Annotated in this window: 17 protein-coding genes; 11 read left to right on the forward strand and 6 right to left on the reverse strand. The window is 62.9% G+C overall.

The window, feature by feature from the left end:
- Positions 1-62: 62 nt before the first annotated feature.
- Positions 63-1,409: a TldD/PmbA family protein gene (locus QTL95_RS11590; RefSeq protein WP_289720108.1), complete on the forward strand. Its 1,347-nt coding sequence runs from the start codon at positions 63-65 to the stop codon at positions 1,407-1,409.
- A 59-nt stretch (positions 1,410-1,468) separates the two neighbouring features.
- Positions 1,469-2,299: a 3'(2'),5'-bisphosphate nucleotidase CysQ gene (locus tag QTL95_RS11595; protein WP_289720109.1), complete on the forward strand. Its 831-nt coding sequence runs from the start codon at positions 1,469-1,471 to the stop codon at positions 2,297-2,299.
- On the opposite strand, the gene QTL95_RS11600 is transcribed toward QTL95_RS11595, so the two are convergent.
- Both QTL95_RS11600 and QTL95_RS11605 read right to left on the reverse strand, forming a co-directional pair.
- Positions 2,296-2,862 carry an RloB domain-containing protein gene (locus QTL95_RS11600; protein ID WP_289720110.1) on the reverse strand — a complete coding sequence of 189 codons (567 nt, stop codon included), beginning with the start codon at positions 2,860-2,862 and terminating at the stop codon, positions 2,296-2,298. The genes QTL95_RS11595 and QTL95_RS11600 overlap by 4 nt on opposite strands.
- Positions 2,859-4,088 (reverse strand): AAA family ATPase, encoded by a 1,230-nt coding sequence (locus tag QTL95_RS11605; protein ID WP_289720111.1) that lies wholly within the window; start codon positions 4,086-4,088, stop codon positions 2,859-2,861. Before QTL95_RS11605 ends, QTL95_RS11600 begins: the two co-directional genes overlap by 4 nt.
- A 274-nt stretch (positions 4,089-4,362) precedes the next feature.
- On the opposite strand from QTL95_RS11605, the gene QTL95_RS11610 reads away from it, so the two are divergent.
- From QTL95_RS11610 to lpxK, 4 genes are all read left to right on the forward strand, one after another.
- Positions 4,363-4,608: a DUF4170 domain-containing protein gene (locus tag QTL95_RS11610; protein ID WP_289720112.1), complete on the forward strand. Its 246-nt coding sequence runs from the start codon at positions 4,363-4,365 to the stop codon at positions 4,606-4,608.
- 121 nt (positions 4,609-4,729) lie between these two features.
- Entirely contained in the window at positions 4,730-6,049 is a 1,320-nt protein-coding gene (waaA, locus tag QTL95_RS11615; protein ID WP_289720113.1) for a lipid IV(A) 3-deoxy-D-manno-octulosonic acid transferase, read from the forward strand.
- A gap of 12 nt (positions 6,050-6,061) precedes the next feature.
- Positions 6,062-6,775, forward strand: a complete 714-nt coding sequence (locus QTL95_RS11620) for an HAD family hydrolase (protein WP_289720114.1) — start codon at positions 6,062-6,064, stop codon at positions 6,773-6,775.
- Between the two features lie 106 nt (positions 6,776-6,881).
- The gene (lpxK, locus tag QTL95_RS11625; RefSeq protein WP_289720115.1) at positions 6,882-7,922 is read left to right on the forward strand and encodes a tetraacyldisaccharide 4'-kinase; all 1,041 of its coding nucleotides are present in this window, start codon (positions 6,882-6,884) and stop codon (positions 7,920-7,922) included.
- A gap of 11 nt (positions 7,923-7,933) precedes the next feature.
- Here lpxK and QTL95_RS11630 read toward each other — a convergent pair whose 3' ends face one another.
- Positions 7,934-9,307, reverse strand: a complete 1,374-nt coding sequence (locus tag QTL95_RS11630; RefSeq protein WP_289720116.1) for a sensor histidine kinase — start codon at positions 9,305-9,307, stop codon at positions 7,934-7,936.
- Positions 9,308-9,496: 189 nt separating this feature from the next.
- Here QTL95_RS11630 and QTL95_RS11635 point away from each other — a divergent pair, with 189 nt between their 5' ends.
- Positions 9,497-10,528: a DUF1254 domain-containing protein gene (locus tag QTL95_RS11635; RefSeq protein ID WP_442981284.1), complete on the forward strand. Its 1,032-nt coding sequence runs from the start codon at positions 9,497-9,499 to the stop codon at positions 10,526-10,528.
- A gap of 13 nt (positions 10,529-10,541) precedes the next feature.
- On the opposite strand, the gene QTL95_RS11640 is transcribed toward QTL95_RS11635, so the two are convergent.
- The gene (locus QTL95_RS11640) at positions 10,542-11,672 is read right to left on the reverse strand and encodes a helix-turn-helix transcriptional regulator (protein ID WP_289720118.1); all 1,131 of its coding nucleotides are present in this window, start codon (positions 11,670-11,672) and stop codon (positions 10,542-10,544) included.
- 168 nt (positions 11,673-11,840) lie between these two features.
- Between QTL95_RS11640 and QTL95_RS11645 the strand changes: the two genes are divergently transcribed.
- Together QTL95_RS11645 and QTL95_RS11650 are read left to right on the forward strand one after the other, a co-directional pair.
- Positions 11,841-12,344: a hypothetical protein gene (locus tag QTL95_RS11645; protein WP_289720119.1), complete on the forward strand. Its 504-nt coding sequence runs from the start codon at positions 11,841-11,843 to the stop codon at positions 12,342-12,344.
- A 34-nt stretch (positions 12,345-12,378) separates the two neighbouring features.
- Positions 12,379-12,654 (forward strand): DUF4242 domain-containing protein, encoded by a 276-nt coding sequence (locus QTL95_RS11650; RefSeq protein ID WP_112534393.1) that lies wholly within the window; start codon positions 12,379-12,381, stop codon positions 12,652-12,654.
- 81 nt (positions 12,655-12,735) lie between these two features.
- Here the strand turns inward: QTL95_RS11650 and QTL95_RS11655 are convergent, their stop codons facing one another.
- Together QTL95_RS11655 and mutL are read right to left on the reverse strand one after the other, a co-directional pair.
- The gene (locus QTL95_RS11655) at positions 12,736-12,966 is read right to left on the reverse strand and encodes a DUF2093 domain-containing protein (protein ID WP_289720120.1); all 231 of its coding nucleotides are present in this window, start codon (positions 12,964-12,966) and stop codon (positions 12,736-12,738) included.
- Between the two features lie 68 nt (positions 12,967-13,034).
- Positions 13,035-14,870 carry a DNA mismatch repair endonuclease MutL gene (mutL, locus tag QTL95_RS11660; protein WP_289720121.1) on the reverse strand — a complete coding sequence of 612 codons (1,836 nt, stop codon included), beginning with the start codon at positions 14,868-14,870 and terminating at the stop codon, positions 13,035-13,037.
- A gap of 175 nt (positions 14,871-15,045) precedes the next feature.
- Between mutL and QTL95_RS11665 the strand changes: the two genes are divergently transcribed.
- The gene (locus QTL95_RS11665) at positions 15,046-16,761 is read left to right on the forward strand and encodes a response regulator (RefSeq protein WP_289720122.1); all 1,716 of its coding nucleotides are present in this window, start codon (positions 15,046-15,048) and stop codon (positions 16,759-16,761) included.
- 153 nt (positions 16,762-16,914) lie between these two features.
- Positions 16,915-18,246, forward strand: coding sequence for a putative bifunctional diguanylate cyclase/phosphodiesterase (locus tag QTL95_RS11670; RefSeq protein ID WP_442981285.1), 1,332 nt, complete (start codon positions 16,915-16,917; stop codon positions 18,244-18,246).
- Positions 18,247-18,396 lie beyond the last annotated feature (150 nt).

Raw genomic sequence — 18,396 nt, forward strand, 5'->3', positions numbered from 1 at the left:
GCTCCCGGCCTTGATGCATTTCATAGTGCACAATAAATGGAACGCGAAGGAAAGGCCAAATCATGTCCTCAGAAATCGCTACCTCGACGCTTCTTTCCCGTGCAAGCGAACTGATAGACCTCGCCAGGAAGGCCGGCGCCGATGCCGCCGATGCCGTGGTCGTGCGCTCCCGCGCCCAGTCCGTCAGCGTTCGCCTCGGCAAGGTGGAAGGCACGGAATCTTCCGAAAGCGACGATTTTTCGCTGCGCGTCTTCATAGGCAAGCGCGTCGCCAGCGTCTCGGCCAATCCCGGCTTCGATCTCTCGGTGCTGGCCGAACGCGCGGTCGCCATGGCCAAGGTCTCCCCCGAGGATCCCTTCGCATGCCTCGCGGATGAGGACAGGCTGGCGCGCTCCTATCCCGATCTCGACCTGCTCGACACCACCGAGGTGTCGTCGGCTCAGTTGCAGGATGCGGCACTTGCGGCGGAAGCCGCGGCGCTCGAGGTCAACGGCGTCACCAATTCCTCCGGCGCCGGCGCTTCGGCCGGCATGGGCGGCATGGTGCTCGTCACCTCCCACGGGTTCCAGGGCAGCTACATGGGCTCGCGCTTCGGCCGTTCCGTCAGCGTCATCGCCGGCGAGGGCACGGTGATGGAGCGCGACTACGACTTCGACAGCCGCATCTATTTCGCCGATCTCGACGACGCCGCCGAAATCGGCCGCCGCGCCGGCGAGCGCGCCGTGCGCCGCGTCAATCCGCGCCAGGTCGATACCGGCAAGAACGTGACCGTGGTCTTCGACCCGCGCGTCGCGCGCGGCTTCGTCGGCCACATCGCCGGCGCCATCAACGGCGCCTCCGTCGCCCGCAAGACGAGCTTCCTGCGCGACAAGATGGGCGAGCAGGTGCTGAAACCAGGCCTGTCGATCACCGACGACCCGCTGATCGTGCGTGGCCCCGCCTCGCGCCCCTTCGATGGCGAAGGCGTCGCCGGCAAGCGGATGGTCATGATCGAGGACGGCGTGCTGAAGCACTGGTTCCTCTCGACCTCGACGGCCCGCGAGATTGGGCTGGAAACCAACGGCCGCGGCGTGCGCGGCGGCAATTCGGTCACCCCGTCCTCCACCAATCTTGCGCTGGAGCCCGGTGATATATCGCCGGAGGAGCTGATCCGTAACGTCGGCAACGGTTTCTACGTGACCGAACTGATCGGCCAGGGCGTCAACATGATAACAGGCGAATACAGCCGCGGCGCCACCGGCTTCTGGATCGAGAACGGCGAGCTTACCTTCGCCGTCTCCGAGGTCACCATCGCATCGAACCTCAAGGAGATGTTCATGCGCGTGACGCCGGCCAATGACATCGACCGAAAATACGGGGTCGCCGCACCGACGCTGGCGATCGAGGGCATGACGCTGGCCGGCCGCTGACGGATTGGGCTCAGAGTGTTGGCCTGAGAGAACTGGCCTGAGAGAACTGGATTGACGAGATGAGCGACGTGGACAATGGCCGTTGGCAAGGCGATCTGGAACTGATCGCCGATGCCGCGCGCCAGGCGGGCGTCGTCGCGCTCGGCTATTTCAACCAGTCGCCTGAGGTGTGGTGGAAGAACGAGGGGCGATCCCCCGTCAGCGCCGCCGATTTCGCCGCCAACGAAACGCTCGAGCGCATCCTGCGCGCGGCGCGGCCGGACTACGGCTGGCTCTCGGAAGAGACCGATGACGGCGCCGAGCGCCTGTCGCGCGACACCGTCTTCATCATCGACCCGATCGACGGCACGCGCGCCTTCCTGGCCGGCCAGGATCTCTGGTGCGTCAGCGTCGCCGTCGTCCATCGCGGCCGGCCGGTTGCGGGCGTGCTCTACGCGCCGGCGCTGCGGGAACTCTACGAGGCGAGCCAGGGCGGCGTCGCGCTCAAGAACGGAAACCGGATCACCGTGTCGGACAGGGCGCCCGACCAGCCGGGCCGCTTCGCCATCGCCGAGGACGTCCTCAAGCACCTGCCGGAGGCGCTGCGCGGCACGGTCGAGCGCGTCCGCCACGTTCCCTCGCTCGCCTACCGTATCGCGATGGTGGCCGACGGCCGCATCGAAGGCACCTACGTCAAGCCCCACTCCCACGACTGGGACCTCGCCGCCGCCGACCTCATCCTCGAACGCGCCGGCGGCCAGCTGCTCGACCTCGACGGCCAGCCGCTGAGCTATAACCGGCCGCATGTGGTGCAGGACGCGCTTTGCGCGGGTGCGGGGGAGAGGTTGGCTGGTTTTATCGCCGGGATGGCGGGGCTGCGGGGTCGGGGGTTGATAGATCGCTGTTGCTAGGACAACCCAATGCAACGCAGCAGGGTTTTCAGATCATCTTCAACAGATGCAGCCCGCAGGACGCTGTTCCGATCAATTCGGCGTGCAAGATTGGCACGCGACATGGGCTTTTTGTATTCTGGCCATTCTTTCTCCAGCGCTTTAGTCGCTGCAGATGTATTGGGTGGGCGGTTGGTCGTTTTGCCCTCCAGATGGCGCAAGAGAACCGCTTCAAAACATGGGCGTTGCCAAAGAATGAAAATTCCGTTGTGAATCGCGAGTTTACTCGCTTTCTGGGCGCGTAGCGGGTCGCGCTCAACCTGGTCGAAATCCAGAAGTGCAAAGCGCTCTGCTGGTGCAGTGCGCTTCGTCTGGAGTTGCTTCAGTCGGAACACCGCCATTTCTATACGAGATAGTGGGTCGCCGGCTCCCGGTCCCAACTCGTCAACGTGCAAGTGCACAGGCAAATTGGCATCACGGATCAGGTCTTGCAGAAAGCCGGCGTAACCGACTTCCGACGCGCCCTCGCAACCGATGTAGACCGGACGGCGAAGCTCTATATGCGGCGATCGACGACGTCTCATCCGAGGTGTGGAACCCCGCCATACGCTCCGCTCAGATATTTGCGGTAGTGGTTCTCGTCACGGCGCACCTTCACGTCCATTAAGCTGTAAAGGTTGCTACGGCCCTCCCGGTCCTTTTCGCAGATGACGATTTCCTCCTTGTTGAGGTCGTCGAGCAGCGAGGCCGAATGGCAAGAGAGCCAGAGTTGCGCATTGAATTGGTTGCGACCCGAAGTCCCGTAAAACCAGCGCACCAATTCAGGCAGAGTGTTCGCATGAATGGCCGAGTCCATTTCATCAATTACGGCGGCGCCGCCGGTATCGAGAGCTCGCATGATGAATGGAAACATTTTAATGAAAGCCCGAGTGCCGTGGCTCTCCATCAACCATGGCATTTCGACCTGAAGCCCTGCATGCTTGAACAACAAGAGTGGTCCATTGTCCGTATGCTGAAATCGCATTCCTTCAACGCCCACGTCGATGCGACTTATCTCATCTGTCAGTCGCGAGACAACGCCAGGCTGATTTTTCAAGTAGTCGATCACATCGCGATCCACGAACGAGTGAACAGGCTCAATCTGGAAAAATACCTTGCGCGCCATGTCCACGAATAGCTGCGCGGTCGGGTGTTGGAATTTCGCAAATGACGATAGGACCGTGTGATTGCCTGCGAGCGTCTTCACGAGGTGCTGAAAGCCCGACAGGCTGAAGGATTTAGAGTCCTTGACCTTGCCCTCGGCATCACGCTCGTAGACACGCTGCCATTTCCCCAGAGCGTTTGGTTTCTGCCGCAGCGCTTCGGAGACAATCCGCACCGCAAGCCCTTCTTTGATCTCGATTTCCAGTTCGTAGCGATAAATGCCGTGTTCGACTTTTTCGCCTTCCGTCGCACGCTGATGTACTTCCGGCGTCAAGTTCATGATGCCGCCCAGTTCGATCGCAAGCCGGATCGGCCGATTGGCGGACGCCAGGTCATTGAAACGCTCGACACCGGTGAACGCTGGCACTGTGCGCGCTACGCTGTCGCGGATCATCGTCACAATGAATTCAAGTGCACGCAATGCTGTTGTCTTGCCGGACGCGTTCGCCCCGTAGAGCGCGACAACCTTCGGCGCGCGTATGTCTGCGCCCTGGAAGATGGGGGCGTAACGGCCTTCGGGATCGGGAACTTTTCCATCCACTGTCAGGTCGAGGACCTGAGGATCACGGATAGAGAAAAAGTTTTCGACTTCCAATTTGTAAAGCATGGGACACCTATTTTTATGATTAAAATACGCTATTCAACGATATTTCGTCAATAATAGATCTATGAGTAAGCTGATTTGTGTGTCTGCGTAGCGATGGCTTGCTGATGACGCTCGCACATAGACGAAATGCTCCAATGATCCAAATCACCGCCGATGGCTAGGCTTGCAGTAGACATGGGACAGGCGGCTAGCTCAAAAACACGAGACAGTTGACGTTTCCGTCAAAATACCTCAGATGAAATGGCGGAGGAGCCTACAAAAGAAAGAAGACAGCATGACCAACTCCAGCGACAAGAAACAGCTTCTGCACCTTGTATTCGGCGGTGAGCTAGAGAGCCTTGACGACGTCCAGTTTCGTGACCTCAAGGATCTCGATATCGTTGGCATTTTCCCTGATTACGCGTCCGCGTTGACCGCCTGGAAGTCCAAGGCACAGTCGACCGTCGACAACGCGCATATGAGATATTTTATCGTGCATATGCACCGTCTCCTCGATCCCCAGGGCACGGTCGCCAAGTGAAAATTTAGAAGCCGGTTCACAAGTCGGCTGACGCATTCTGAACAAATTGATCGGCCATTTCGGCCGCTGTGATAATTGGGAATGGGTTGATGTCGATCATTGTTGATCGGAGGCATGTGAGATGAGCCGTCGCGCGGCGCGGTTCATCCTCGGTACCTATCAGACAGCGGGGATGCTGATGACCCCGTTCGTCGGGGCTTATCTCGCCTATCGGGCGGCCAAGGGCAAGGAAGACCGCGCCCGCCGGCTGGAGCGCACCGGCTATGCCAGCGCCGACCGTCTGCCCGGTCCGCTCGTCTGGTTCCACGCCGCCAGCGTCGGCGAAATGAACGCCGTCACCCCGCTGATCCGTGAAATCCGCCGCCGCGACGTCCAGGTCATCCTGACGACCGGCACGATCACCTCGGCCAAGATCGCCGCCGAGCGGCTCGGCAACGAGGCGATCCACCAATATGTGCCGCTCGACCTGAAGCCGGCCGTCAGCCGCTTCCTCGAATACTGGCAGCCCGATTGCGCCATCATCGCCGAATCCGAGATCTGGCCGGCGACGCTGATGGAACTCGGACGCCGCCGCATTCCGCAGATCCTCGTCAACGCCCGCATGTCGGATCGGTCCTTCGCCCGCTGGAGCCGCCGCCAGTCGCTCGCCGAGGCGCTGTTCGAGAACCTGGCGCTTGTGATCGCCCAGTCCGATGTCGATGCCGAACGCTTCCGCGATCTCGGCGCCCGCCATGTCATGATGGGCGGCAACCTCAAGGTCGATACCGACGCGCCGCCTTATGATGCCAATGTCTTCGCCCGCTACAAGAAGCAGCTCGGCGACCGCAAGACCTGGGCGGCGATCTCGACCTTCGACGGCGAGGAAAAGGCGGCCGGCATCGTCCATCGCACGCTGAAGGAGCGCAACGGCCAGCTCACCATCATCGTGCCGCGCCATCCCGACCGCGCCGACGAGATTGAGGCCGAGCTGGTCAAGCAGGGTCTGAAGGTGGCCCGCCGCACCCGCGAGGACGTGCTGTCGCCCGATGTCGATGTCTTCCTCGGCGATACGATCGGCGAGATGGGCCTCTATCTCCGTTTGACGGAAGTCGCCTTCGTCGGCCGTTCGCTGTTCGCGGAAGGCGGGCAGAACCCGCTGGAGCCGGCGATGCTCGGCTGCGCGGTGCTCTCGGGCAGCAATGTCCAGAACTTCCGCGAGGCCTATCAGAAGCTCGCCAAGCGCGGCGGCGCCCGAATGGTGCGCGACACCGAGATGCTGGCCAAGGGCGTGCATTATCTGCTGACCAACGACGATGCGCGCCGCACGATGATCGAGGCCGGCATCGGCGCCGTGCAGGAAATGCGAGGCGCCCTGACGGCAACGGTGAAGGGTCTGGAACCCTACATCAATCCGCTGACGGTGAAGGCCAGATTGCTGCCGAAGACGGCGCAGCGCGGGTAGCGGATGAGGGACATGAAGGCGATCAAAGGCATTCTGTTCGACAAGGACGGCACGCTTCTCGACTATGACGAGAGCTGGCTGCCGGTGAACCGCGAACTGGCGCGCATTGCAGCAGAAGGCGATGCGGCATTGGCTGACCATCTGCTGCGCGCATGCGGCATGGACCCGGTAAGCGGCCATATCGTGCCCGACAGCCTGCTTGCCGCAGGCAATACCCGGCAGATCGCCGAAGGCCTGGTCGCCGCCGGATCGAAGGTCGAGGTCATCGAGCTCACCATCAGGCTGGACGAGCTGTTTTCCAACGCCGCTGAATTCTCCGTGCCGGTCACGGATCTCGCCGGCTTCTTCGCGCGGCTTCATGCGCGCGGCTTCCGGCTCGGCGTCGCCTCCAGCGACAACGAGCGCTCGATCCGCCAGACGGCGCAACGCTTCGGCTTTTCAGGCCATATCGACTATGTCGCGGGCTATGATTCAGGCTTCGGCACAAAGCCGGAGCCGGGTATGGTTCTCGGCTTCTGCGCCGCCACCGGCCTCGATCCGTCCGAGGTCGCCGTCGTCGGCGACAACAATCATGACCTGCACATGGGCCGCAATGCCGGCGCAGGCGTCACCGTCGCGGTGCTGACGGGCACGGGATCGCGCGCCTCGCTTGCCGCCGCCAGCGATTATTGCCTGAACGACATCACCGAAATCGAGCCCCTGCTGCCGGTGCTCCAGCTCGCCTGATCGAGCAAAGGCTTGCTTTTTCTTGAAAATTACCTTTTCTTTCCGCCCGGTAGAGGATGAGAACCACGGGCCTCGTGGGCTCGGTGGAAAAGGCGGGATCGCGAGAATGGTATCCGAAGCGCCACCCTTCTGGTGGACGAAAGCCGATTGGCGCGCCTGGACGCTCTATCCGATTTCCTTCCTGTACGGTCGCATAGCCGGCTACCGCATGGCCAATGCCCGCCGCGCCTCCGTTCCCGTTCCTGTCATCTGCATCGGCAATTTCACCGTCGGCGGCGCCGGCAAGACGCCGACGGCGCTTGCGATCGCCCGCGCGGCCAAGGCCAAGGGCCTCGAGCCCGGTTTCCTCAGCAGAGGCTATGGCGGCTCGCTGGATGTGACGACCGTGGTCGATCCTGCCCATCATCGTGCCGTTGCCGTCGGCGACGAGCCGCTGCTGCTCGCCCGCGAGGCGATAACGGTCATTTCCCGCCGCCGCGTCGAGGGCGCCGAGCGGCTGGTCAAGGAGGGCGTCGATCTCATCATCATGGACGACGGCTTCCAGAGCGCACGGCTGGCGCTCGACTACGCCCTGCTCGTCATCGATGCGACGCGGGGTCTCGGCAACGGCCATATCGTGCCCGGCGGCCCGATCCGCGCGCCGATCCGCCAGCAGCTGCGCTACGCCACAGCACTTCTGAAGGTCGGCGAAGGGACGGCGGCAGACAGCATCGTCCGCATCGCCGCCCGCGCCGCAAAGCCTTATTTCACAGCGGTGGTGAAGGTTTCCGATGGCGCCGATCTCAAGGGCCGCAAGGTGCTGGCCTTTGCCGGCATCGCCGATCCTGCGAAGTTCTTCCGCACGGTGGATGGCATCGGCGCCGAGATCGTTGCCCGCCGCTCCTTCGGCGATCACGAGCACCTGACCGACGACGAGATCGACGATATTCTCGTTACCGCCGAGCGCGACGATCTCCAGATCGTCACCACCTCCAAGGATTTCGTCCGTCTCGCCGGCCATCACGGCATGGCGGAAGAACTCGCCGCCCGCTGCCGCGTCATCGAAGTCGAAATGGCCTTCGACGATCCCAACGCTCCCGATCTCATTATTCAGCGCGCTCTCGACGCCTGCCGCGAACGGCGACTCCGGGAGAAGAATACGGGGTAGGGGAGAGCCAACTACGGTACCGGGCGAACCAGCGGCGCGCGGAATTCGAAGAACAGCCCCGAGCGCTCGTAGACGAGGGACGTCTCGCCGCCGAAGGCGGAGGGCAGCAGGCGGGTGATCAGTTTCGTGCCGAACCCTTCACGCTCGGGCGCCTCCACGGGAACGCTCGAACGTTCGCGCCAGCGAAGGACGAAGCCGGACTTGTCGTCGGCAAGAGACCAGCCGAGCACGACGGAGCCGCCGTCGTGGCTGAGCGCGCCGTATTTCACGCTGTTGGTCGCGAGCTCGTGCAGCGCCAGCGTCAGCATCAGCGCCTGTTGCGCTGCCAGCTCGATCGGCGGGCCGGAGATATCGACCCGGTTCTCGAAATCGATGACGGAGGTCAGCCCCGCCTCGGCGATCCGGTGCAGGCTGGTCTCGCCCCAGGCCGTCTCGGTCAGGAAATCGGTCGCGCGGCCGAGCGAGGACAGGCGTGAGACATAGCTCGCAGCCGCTTCATCGAGGCTCGCCGATTGCTTGAAGGTCTGGCTGGCGATCGACTGCACGAGGGCAAGGAGGTTCTTCAGCCTGTGTCCAAGCTCGGTGTTGAGAAGTTTCTGCTGCTCGCGCGCCTTGACGCGGTCGGTGATGTCGCTTGCCATGCCGAACCACTCGGCGATCTCTCCCTCGTCGTTGAAGACAGGAATCGCGCGCGACAGTGTCCAGCCTTCCGAGCCGTCGGCGCGGCGTACGCGATGTTCCAGTTCGAACGGTTTGCGTTCGCTGATGGCCTGTTGGATTGCGACGCGGATAGCGGCCTGATCCTCGGGAAACACGAAGAGATCGAGCCAGCGCACGGTCGGGGCGTCGATATCGGCGAGGAAGCCGCGGCCGTCGAGCTGGCGCATCTCTTCCCAATCCCGGCTGAGTTCGTAGACAACGTCGGAGCTGGCGCTCACAAGTGCTCGGTTACGCGCTTCGCTGCGGCGAAGCGCGGCGGCCGCTTCCTTCTTCTCCTTGATGTCGCGGAAGAGCACGGCTACCTGCCGCTCCTCGGGACGGCCGACGCGGAAGGCGTAGACTTCGTACCAGCGGCCAAGCGCATCGGCCTGATGCTCGAAACGGGCAGGTTCGCCGGTGAGCGCGATCTTCCCGTAGATCTCGTACCAGGAGCTTTCATGCGCGGGCGCGAGATGGCGGATCTGCTTGCCGATCGCATCCGTCAGTCCCGTCTGGCGCACGAAGGCGGGATTGGCCCTGAGAAACCGGTAGTCGTACGGCTGGTTCTCGTCGTCGAAGAGCACCTCGATCACGCAAAGACCGTCGTCGATGGACTCGAACAAAATCTTGTGATCATCCTCCAGGCGACCGTCGGACTGCCCACCCCCTTGATTGTCTGTCAGCATGCGGCCCTCGATACGCGTCCGCCCGGGCTCGAGCGGCCCGCAAGGAGATAGCGCGCGTTCGCACCCTGCCAAGTGGCGATACCGGAGAACCGGTCGGCTGCGATTAACGCCGGAGTTTACCGTAACGTACTTTCGCGTCCGCTGCAGACGCCGCAACGTCGCCACGGATCAGGTCGAAGGCCAATAGGAGTGCGTGTCGTGCGAATAGGACCCCATGCCTGCGTTGTCCTCCTTGTTGCAGCCCTCTCGCCGGCATTGGCGGTGGCCGAGCCGGTAACCGTGGATAATTTTTCGCGCGCCGAATCCGATCTCTATTTCGGCAATGCCGTGCGCGACGCCGGAGGGGTCGGCAAGTTCGAGCATCACCGCGAGCCGATATCGATCGATCATCAGGGTGTCATTCGCTCCAACCGCGATACGCTCTATTCCGCAGCCGCTATCGATCTCGATGCCGGGCCCGCCACCATAACCCTCCCGGATGCCGGCAAGCGCTTCCGTTCGCTGCAGGTCATCAACGAGGATCACTACATCGTCGGCGATATCAAGTACGACGCGGGCAGTTATACCTATGACCGCGCCGGGGCCGGAACGCGCTACATCCTTGTCGCTCTGCGCACGCTGGTCGATCCCGCCAGCCCCGATGATATCAAGGCGGTTCATGCTCTCCAGGATGCCTCGGCCATCAGCCAGTCCGGCAGTGGCAAGTTCGAAGTCCCCGGGTGGGACAAGGAGAGCCAGAAGACGGTCCGCGATGCGTTGCTGGTCCTGGGCTCCACCATCCCGGACTTCAAGGGCGCTTTCGGCGGCAAGGACCAGGTCGATCCGATCCGCCACCTGATCGGCACCGCCGTCGGCTGGGGCGGCAATCCGGAGAAGGATGCGACCTATCTGAACGTGACGCCCGAGAAGAACGACGGCAAGACAGTCTACGAGCTCACCGTCAGGGATGTGCCGGTGGATGGCTTCTGGTCGATCAGCGTCTACAACGCCAAGGGCTATTACGAGAAGAACAAGCGTAATGCCTACACGCTGAACGACATCACGGCCGCCAAGGCGGCGGATGGCTCCGTCAAGGTGCAGTTCGGCGGCTGCGACGGCAAGATAGAGAACTGCCTGCCGATCACCAGGGGCTGGAACTACACGGTCCGCCTCTACCGTCCGCGCCAGCCGGTCCTCGACGGCAGCTGGACGTTTCCGAAGCCGGAGCCGGTGAACAACTGAGAACCGGGCCCGGTCATCGTCGCACCGGCGGCGTCAGGTCGTTCACCAGTTGCTGCAGGCTGCGCTGGTCGCCGGTGCTGGTCTTGTCGAAGATGGCGGCGAGCTGGGATTTCACGGTGCCATCGGACACACCCTGCATCTCCGATATCTCCGCCCGCGTCCGGCCTTCGGAGACATAGCCGACCACACGCCGTTCCGCTGCCGTCAGCCCGAACAGCGCGCCGACCGCGTCGATCGACGATTGCACCAGCGTGCCGGGCGCTGCGATGAAGATGGCCGCCGCCGCCCGGTCCTCGAAGCGCCCGCCCGCCATGCGCATGCGCAGCGGCAATACATGCGCCACCGCCGGTCGCTCGCTTGAGCCGAGCGGCAGGTCGATGCCGCCGCCACCGAGCCTGATCTCGTCGCGCGATCCGACCGATACCGCCTTGGCGAGCGCGGCATTGGCATAGGGATAGTGCGCGACGAGCCTGCCCGACATCTGCCGCACGATCACCTGTTCCCGCAGCCTGTCCTCGGCCGCCACGTTGGCAAAGACGATGGACATGTCCTCGGCGACGATGATGACGGCATGTTCCAGCGTGTCGATGATCTTCCGCAGGATGGACTTTTCCCGGCGTTCCATCTCCAGCATGTCGTGAATGGTGACGGCCCGGCGGATATGCGGGCCGAGCATCGCCACGAGGTCGAACGTGCGCCGATCGACCGGCTCGTGGCGCACCGAGATGTTGATCGTGCCCACGCGCGTCGGCCGTTTCAGCACCGCCATGTCGATCGAGTTCAGGACGTCGTAGCGGCTGTGAAAATTGCGGTAGAGCCCGCCGTTCCGCCACACCTCCTCGGCATCCGGCCCGTAGAGCCGGAACATCCGCTCCAGCGTGTCCGGCTCGTCGATCTCCATCTTGTGCAGCAGGTGGAAGAATGGAACATCCTTGGCGTGGGCGATCAGGGCCGAGATCGCCTCGGGGTCGTCGCAGGCGATCTGCGCTAGCCGGGCGGCGCGGGTATTGGTATCGAACACCGCGAGCGTCGTCAGGAAGCCGTTGGCGCGGCGGTTGATCTGGCTCAGCGCCCGCGTCCACAGGTCCTCGCACGCCACGCAGTCATAGATGCCGCCGATCAGCTCCGATAATTCCCGGTCCATGCCGCCCCCGCGCACCCGCCCAAAATCAGCCCGGCGGCACCATACACGGTTACCGTGCAAAATGCATCTCCCGCACGGGCGATGTCGATCCCGCGCAATCCATTAGAACCGATGCCGCCGGACAAGATCCGGTGAACCGATTTTTCAATTTCCGGAGGCAATCGAATAATGAAATCGACAATGATTGCGCTGGCGGCGGTTGCGCTGCTGGCAAGCCAGCATATGGCGGCCGCCGGCGATGAGCCCGGCTTCGTCGGTCAGGGTCTCGTCGGCCAGGTCCGCAAGGCCAACGGCCGCTTCGAGACAGTCGCCCAGGCTATCAAGGAAGGCTACGCGCCGATCCCCTGCACCAGCGGCGTGGATGGCGGCGCGATGGGTATCCACTTCGTCAATGCCGACCTCATCAAGGATGAAAACCTCGACATCACCAAACCCGAGGCGGTCATGTACGAGCCCGACGAGCACGGCAAGATGAAGCTTGTCGCCGTCGAGTACATCACCACCAAGGGGCCTGCGAACCTCGGCGGCCAGCTCTTCAGCTTCACCGGCGCGCCCAATCGCTACGGCCTGCCGGCCTTCTACGAGCTTCATGTCTGGGCCTGGAAGGACAACCCCAAGGGACCGTTCTCGGACATGAACCCGCAGGTCAGCTGCCGCCATGCGCATGGCTGAGCGGCGCAATTCATCAAATCAAGGAGACTTCAACATGCCGCAATTTGTCGTTGAACGAAACATCCCGGGCCTTGGCGACATGGACGCCAGGACGCTGCAGCAAATCTCGGCCAAGTCGAACGCCGTGGTCGACAGCCTTGGCGTTCCCTATCGCTGGATCACAAGCTACGTAACGGGAGACAAGATGTATTGCGTTCACGAGGCCGAAAGCGCCGACGTGATCTACCGCCACGCAAAAGAGGGCGGCTTCCCGGCGGACCGCGTGACGGAAGTGACAACGCTGATCGGCCCGCACACCGGGCGAATCTGATATCGCCCCGCGGTCATCGGTATACGAGGCGATGGCCGCGGGAAGAATGCCGGCGGTTCACATGGTGTCGGAGAAAATGACTTACCGCTTCTGGTTCGGCAGCACGCCCGCGCGCTTGTCAGCTTCCATGGAAGCTACCGCGTCGGCATAGGGTTCCTGGCGGGCGACGCTCCAGTAGCGCAGTTCGTCGAGCGGGATCTGCTTGCCGGTGATGACGCAGATCACATGCGAACCTGGCGACAGGATCTGAAAATCCGCATCGAGATAGCGTATCTTCGCTTCGCGGTTTCCCTGGCCCTCGAACAAGTTCATGCGCTCCGTTCCCTGTGGTCTTTCATGGCGCTGACATAACCCGGCGCGCATGCCATTGCCAGCGTTTTTCAGCTGCGCCCGAACAGCCGCTCGATATCGGAGAGCTTGAGCTCGATATAGGTCGGGCGGCCGTGGTTACACTGGCCGGAGCCGGGCGTCACTTCCATCTGCCGCAAAAGCGCGTTCATCTCCTCCGGTCGCAGCCGGCGGCCGGAGCGTACCGATCCGTGGCAGGCCATGGTCGCGGCGACATATTCGAGCTTGGCCGAGAGGCCGGAGGCGGTGTCCCACTCGGCGATCTCGTCGGCGAGCTGCCGGATCAGGCCCGGTGCATCGACCTCGCCCAGCATGGCAGGGGTCTCGCGGACGGCGATCGCGCCGGGGCCGAAGCGCTCTATGGCGAGCCCGAGCTCGGAGAACTCGGCGGCGAACTGCATCAGCCGGTCGCAATCCTCTTCCGGCAGGTCGACGATCTCGGGGATCAAAAGCACCTGCGAGGCGAGCCGTTTGGAATGCAGCGCCTTGCGCATGGCCTCGAACACCAGCCGCTCGTGCGCGGCGTGCTGGTCGACGATGACGAGCCCCGTCTCGGTCTGCGCCACGATGTAGTTCTCGTGGATCTGGGCGCGCGCCGCGCCGAGCACGAATTGCGGCGGCGCGTCCGTGTTCGCGGCGGGGGCAGGGGGCGTCCAGTTCGACGGTTGAGCCGCCTCGGCGCGCGCCGTCGGCATGGCCAGTCCGTCGAAGGAGGCCTGCGGGCGCTCAGCGAAGCCGGCACCGACCGGCATGGCGAAAGGTCGCGACGGCGAAGTCTCCGCCGACCATGGCTGCTGCGGCGGCTGCGGGCGATAGGCGTTGGGCTGGAAGCCGGGGCGGAAGGCGCGCAGCATGCCGTCGGCGCCGGTTGTCGCCGCCCGGCTGCCGTCGCGGGCCAGCGCCTCGCGGATCGCGCCGATGATGAGGCCGCGCACCAGTTGCGGGTCGCGGAAGCGCACGTCCGATTTCGCCGGATGCACGTTGACATCGACCAGCGCGGGATCGAGCCTTAGCGACAACACCGCGATCGGATAGCGCCCGGAGGGGATCGTCTCGGCATAGGCGCCGCGGATCGCCGATAGGATCAACTTGTCCTGCACCGGCCGTCCGTTGACGAAAGCGTATTGGTGGGCGGAGTTTCCGCGGTTGAAGGTCGGCACGCCGGTAAAGCCGGTGAGCGTGATGTCCTCGCGCTCGGCGTCGATCTCGATGGCATTGTCGCGAAAATCCTTGCCGAGGATCTGCGCCATCCGCGCCAGATGGTCGTCGCCGGTGGCCGGAAGTTCGAGCGTCGTGCGGTCGGTGCCTGACAGCACGAAGCGCACGGCCGGGAAGGCGATCGCCATGCGCTTGACGATCTCGGTGATCGCGGCGGCTTCCGCCTTCTCGGTCTTCAGGAACTTCAGCCGCGCCGGCGTCGCGAAGAACAGGTCGCGTACCTCGACGATGGTGCCGGGATTGGCGGCGGACGGCCTGATATGCGTGATCTTGCCGCCCGAAACCGAGATCTCGCTGCCGCCGGCACTGTCCCTGCGGCGGCTGGAAATGCTGAGCCGCGCGACGGAACCGATCGAGGGCAGGGCCTCGCCGCGAAAGCCGAGCGTGCGGATGTCGTCGAGCGTCTCGGAGATTTTAGACGTGCAGTGCCGACGGATCGCCAGTTCGAGATCGCTCGCGTCCATGCCGGAGCCGTTGTCGGACACGCGCAGCAGGCTCTTGCCGCCGCCGGACGTGGCGATCTCGATGCGCGTCGCACCGGCGTCGAGCGCGTTTTCGATCAGTTCCTTGGCAGCGCTCGCCGGCCGTTCGATGACTTCGCCGGCGGCGATCTGGTTGATGAGCGTTTCGGAAAGCTGTCTGATGGCCATGTCTCTATTGTCGTGGATTCGCCGCCCCGAGGGAAGGGCGAAAGCGCGAGGGCAAGCCATTGTCCCGCCTTGGATTTCTGCTGCTTAAAATTAAGCGCGCCTTAAGACAAAACTGCCATTTTGCGCCTTACCTTCGAGGGGACTATCCAGTCGTACGAATTTGGGACGCGTGTGAATGAGTGCCGGCTTCGAAAAAGCGGACACATCATCTGTGAGTGGCGAGATGCCGGCTGAAGCCAGCCTGCAGACGGCGTTGTTCGATGCGATCTGCGAAAGCCTCGCCTCCGCCTTCATCATCTACGACAAGACAGACCACCTGCTGTTCGCCAGCCGTCAGGTCACTGATTTCTTTCCCATTCCCTGCGACATGCTGAAGCCCGGAACCAGGCTTCGCGACTTTCTCGGCGCCATATACGATACCGGCATCCGCGCCAGCACGATCGGAGCCGAGGCAGTGGGCCGCGAGGACTGGCTGTCGCAAAAGATCGCCTCGCATTGGCGCGAGCGCTTCGAGGCCGTCGAGCGGCAAGGCAAGGACCGCTGGATCCGCTTCCAGAAGCGCCGCCTGCCGAGCGGCTACGGCGTCTGCGCCATATCGGACATTTCGGAAGAGAAGAAGCGCGAGGGACAGTGGCGCGCCGACCTCGAGCGTGTGCAGTTGACCGAGGACGTCCTCGACAACCTGCCGTTCCCGCTCTTCGTCAAGGACCGCAATCTCAACTACGTCGCCGTCAACATCGCCTTCTGCGAGAAGTATCAGACGACGGTGGACGAGGTGCTGGGCCGCAAGAGCGGCGATATCTTCTCCCCGGAAACGACACAGCGTTTCGAAGAGAGCGACCGCCACGTGCTGGAGACCGGCGAGATGTCGATCTCCCGTCAGCGCCAAGTGGCACGCGACGGCATCGAGCGCGACATCGTCACGCGCAAGCACCGCATCGGCAAGCCCGGCCGATACTTCCTCGTCGCCACCATGCAGGATCTGCCACGCGAGGGTGCTGACCTCGAAGAATTCGAGCTTGCCTCCAGCATCACCGCCTCCAGCAAGCATTCCTACAAGCGCGCCTATGTGCCGATCAACGCCACCGAGCGCCGGGAACCGGCCGCCATGGAAGCGATCGTTCCGGAAAATTTCTCGGGCCGCAAGATCCTCGTCGTCACCGCCGATATCGGCGCGGAGACGGCCGCCCTGCGTACGCTCTCCAAATACGGCTTCGAGGCCTGCTCGTTGCGCGGCGAGGACGAGGAGGAGCAGTTCCTGGAGATCATCAGCTCGGCCGGCATTTCGCTCGATCTGATCATCATCGACAACCAGCTCGGCATGCGCTGCCTCGAGCTTGCCGAGCAGCACGGCATTCCCTCGCTCGTCATGGACGGCTTCCAGCTTGCCAACGAGTTGACCTATCAGATCGCCCGGCACTTCAACCGCAGCCATCGCTCGAGTTTCACCGACGCCATCGACACCGACTGGGAAATCAGCACCTCGGAAGACGATCGCGCGCTCGACGTACTGGTGGCGGAAGACAACGATATCAACCAGATCGTCTTCTCGCAGATCCTCGAGGGGCTCGGCTACAGCTATCTCATCGCGCCGACAGGCGACGAGGCTGTGCGGCTGTGGACCGAACACAAGCCGAAGATCGTCCTGATGGATATTTCGCTGCCGGGTCTGAACGGCTTCGAGGCAGCCCGGCTGATCCGTCAGATGGAAGAGGACGGCAGTTCGAAAACGCCGATCATCGGCGTCCTGACCCAGGCCTTCGAGCGCGACCGCGCCGAATGCGCCCGCGCCGGTATGGACGACGTCGTCATGAAGCCGGTGAGCCCGGATATCCTTCAGGGGGTTTTCCAGAAGCATCTCGGAAGCGAGCGTCAGCGCGCCTCGCTGTAATGGCCGAAACCGGTCAACTCCCTAATTTTAGGGAGGAATTCCGCTGTCTATAAGCGGTTTCCCATATCGAATTCTTAAGACTTGACGGCCATCCTTCGTGGCCAGTGGGTAAGGTCCTGGGTCTGCAATATGATGTCGGCTGAAATGCCTGTGATGCCAGTGAGTCAAAGCGAACTGCAGACGATGGCCTATACGGATCCGTTGACGGGGCTCGGCAATCGCTATCGGATGCGCGACCGGATCGCGCAGATTTCGGCGGAGCGCGCAAGCGACCCGGCTCCATTCGCCATTGGCATTGCCAATCTCGATTCCTTCAAGCCGATCAACGATCTCTTCGGCTCGTTCGCCGGCGACGAAATCCTCTGCCAGGTCGCGCACCGGCTGAAGGCCTGCATCCCCGACGGTGCGCTGGTCACGCGCCACGGTGGCGACGAGTTCGCCTTTGTGCTTCCCCTTATCTTCGAAAGGGCGGGGGCCGAAAAGTTCGGCCAGATGATCCGTGAGGTGCTGTCGGCGCCTTATGATCTCGGTGATCGCAACGTCCGTCTCTCCGCCTCCTTCGGCTTTTCCATTCACCCCTTCGCGGGCGAGGAATACGAGGAACTGCTGAAGAGCGCCGAAACCGCGCTCTATCGTTCCAAGCGCCGCGGCCGCGGCCAGATCACGGTCTATTCGCGCGAGATCGCGCAGGAGATGAAACGCACCACGCAGCTTGAGCAGGCACTTCGAAACGCCATCATCTCCGATGCCATCGACGTGCACTTCCAGCCGATCGTGTCGCTCGCCAATTCGCAGGTCGTCGGCTTCGAGGCGCTGGCGCGCTGGAACGATCCCGATCTCGGTTTCGTCTCGCCGGGTGTCTTCGTTCCGCTCGCCGAAGAGCGCGGATTCATCGACGCGCTGTCGGAAGCGCTGTTGCGCAAGGCGGCCGAAGCGGCCCTGTCATGGCCGCGTGAGCTGTTCCTCTCGTTCAATCTCTCCTCGGCACAGCTGATGGACCCCGGCACCAGTTCCAGCGTGCTCTCCATTCTCGGCCGCGTCGGCTTCGATCCGCACCGGCTGGAACTGGAGATCACCGAAACTGCCGTCATGGGTTCGGCCGATACGGCAAATCGCATCATTGCCGATTTGCGCCAGGCAGGCGTGCGCATCTCGCTCGACGATTTCGGCACAGGCCAGTCGAGCCTCGGCCGCCTGCGCGATTTCATGTTCGACAAGATCAAGATCGACCGCGCCTTCGTGTCCCGCATCAATTCCGACCGTGCGTCGGAGCATATCATCAAGGCAATCCTGACGATGTGCGAAGGGCTCGACCTGGAAGTCGTGGCCGAGGGTATCGAGGACTATTCGGAAGCGGTGAAGCTGCGAGCGCTCGGCTGCGGCATGGGCCAGGGCTACCACTTCGGTCGCCCCGCCGACAGCATCGCCACGCTGCGCTACCTGCATGAGAATTACTATAACCCCGCCGAGCGGGTCAGCGCTTAGTTATTTTGTTTGGCGGAGACTTATAGATGTTCGAGCCTTGGGTCGGCGAGAAATATTGGAACTCTGAGTTCTTGAATGGAAAACGCATCCTTGTTGTGGGTGAATCCCATCATTCAAAAGAGCACCCGAAGGGCTCAATTGTCCCTGACC

The sequence above is a fragment of the Rhizobium sp. S152 genome, assembly GCF_030380735.1.
In the GTDB taxonomy this organism is placed as follows: domain Bacteria; phylum Pseudomonadota; class Alphaproteobacteria; order Rhizobiales; family Rhizobiaceae; genus Rhizobium.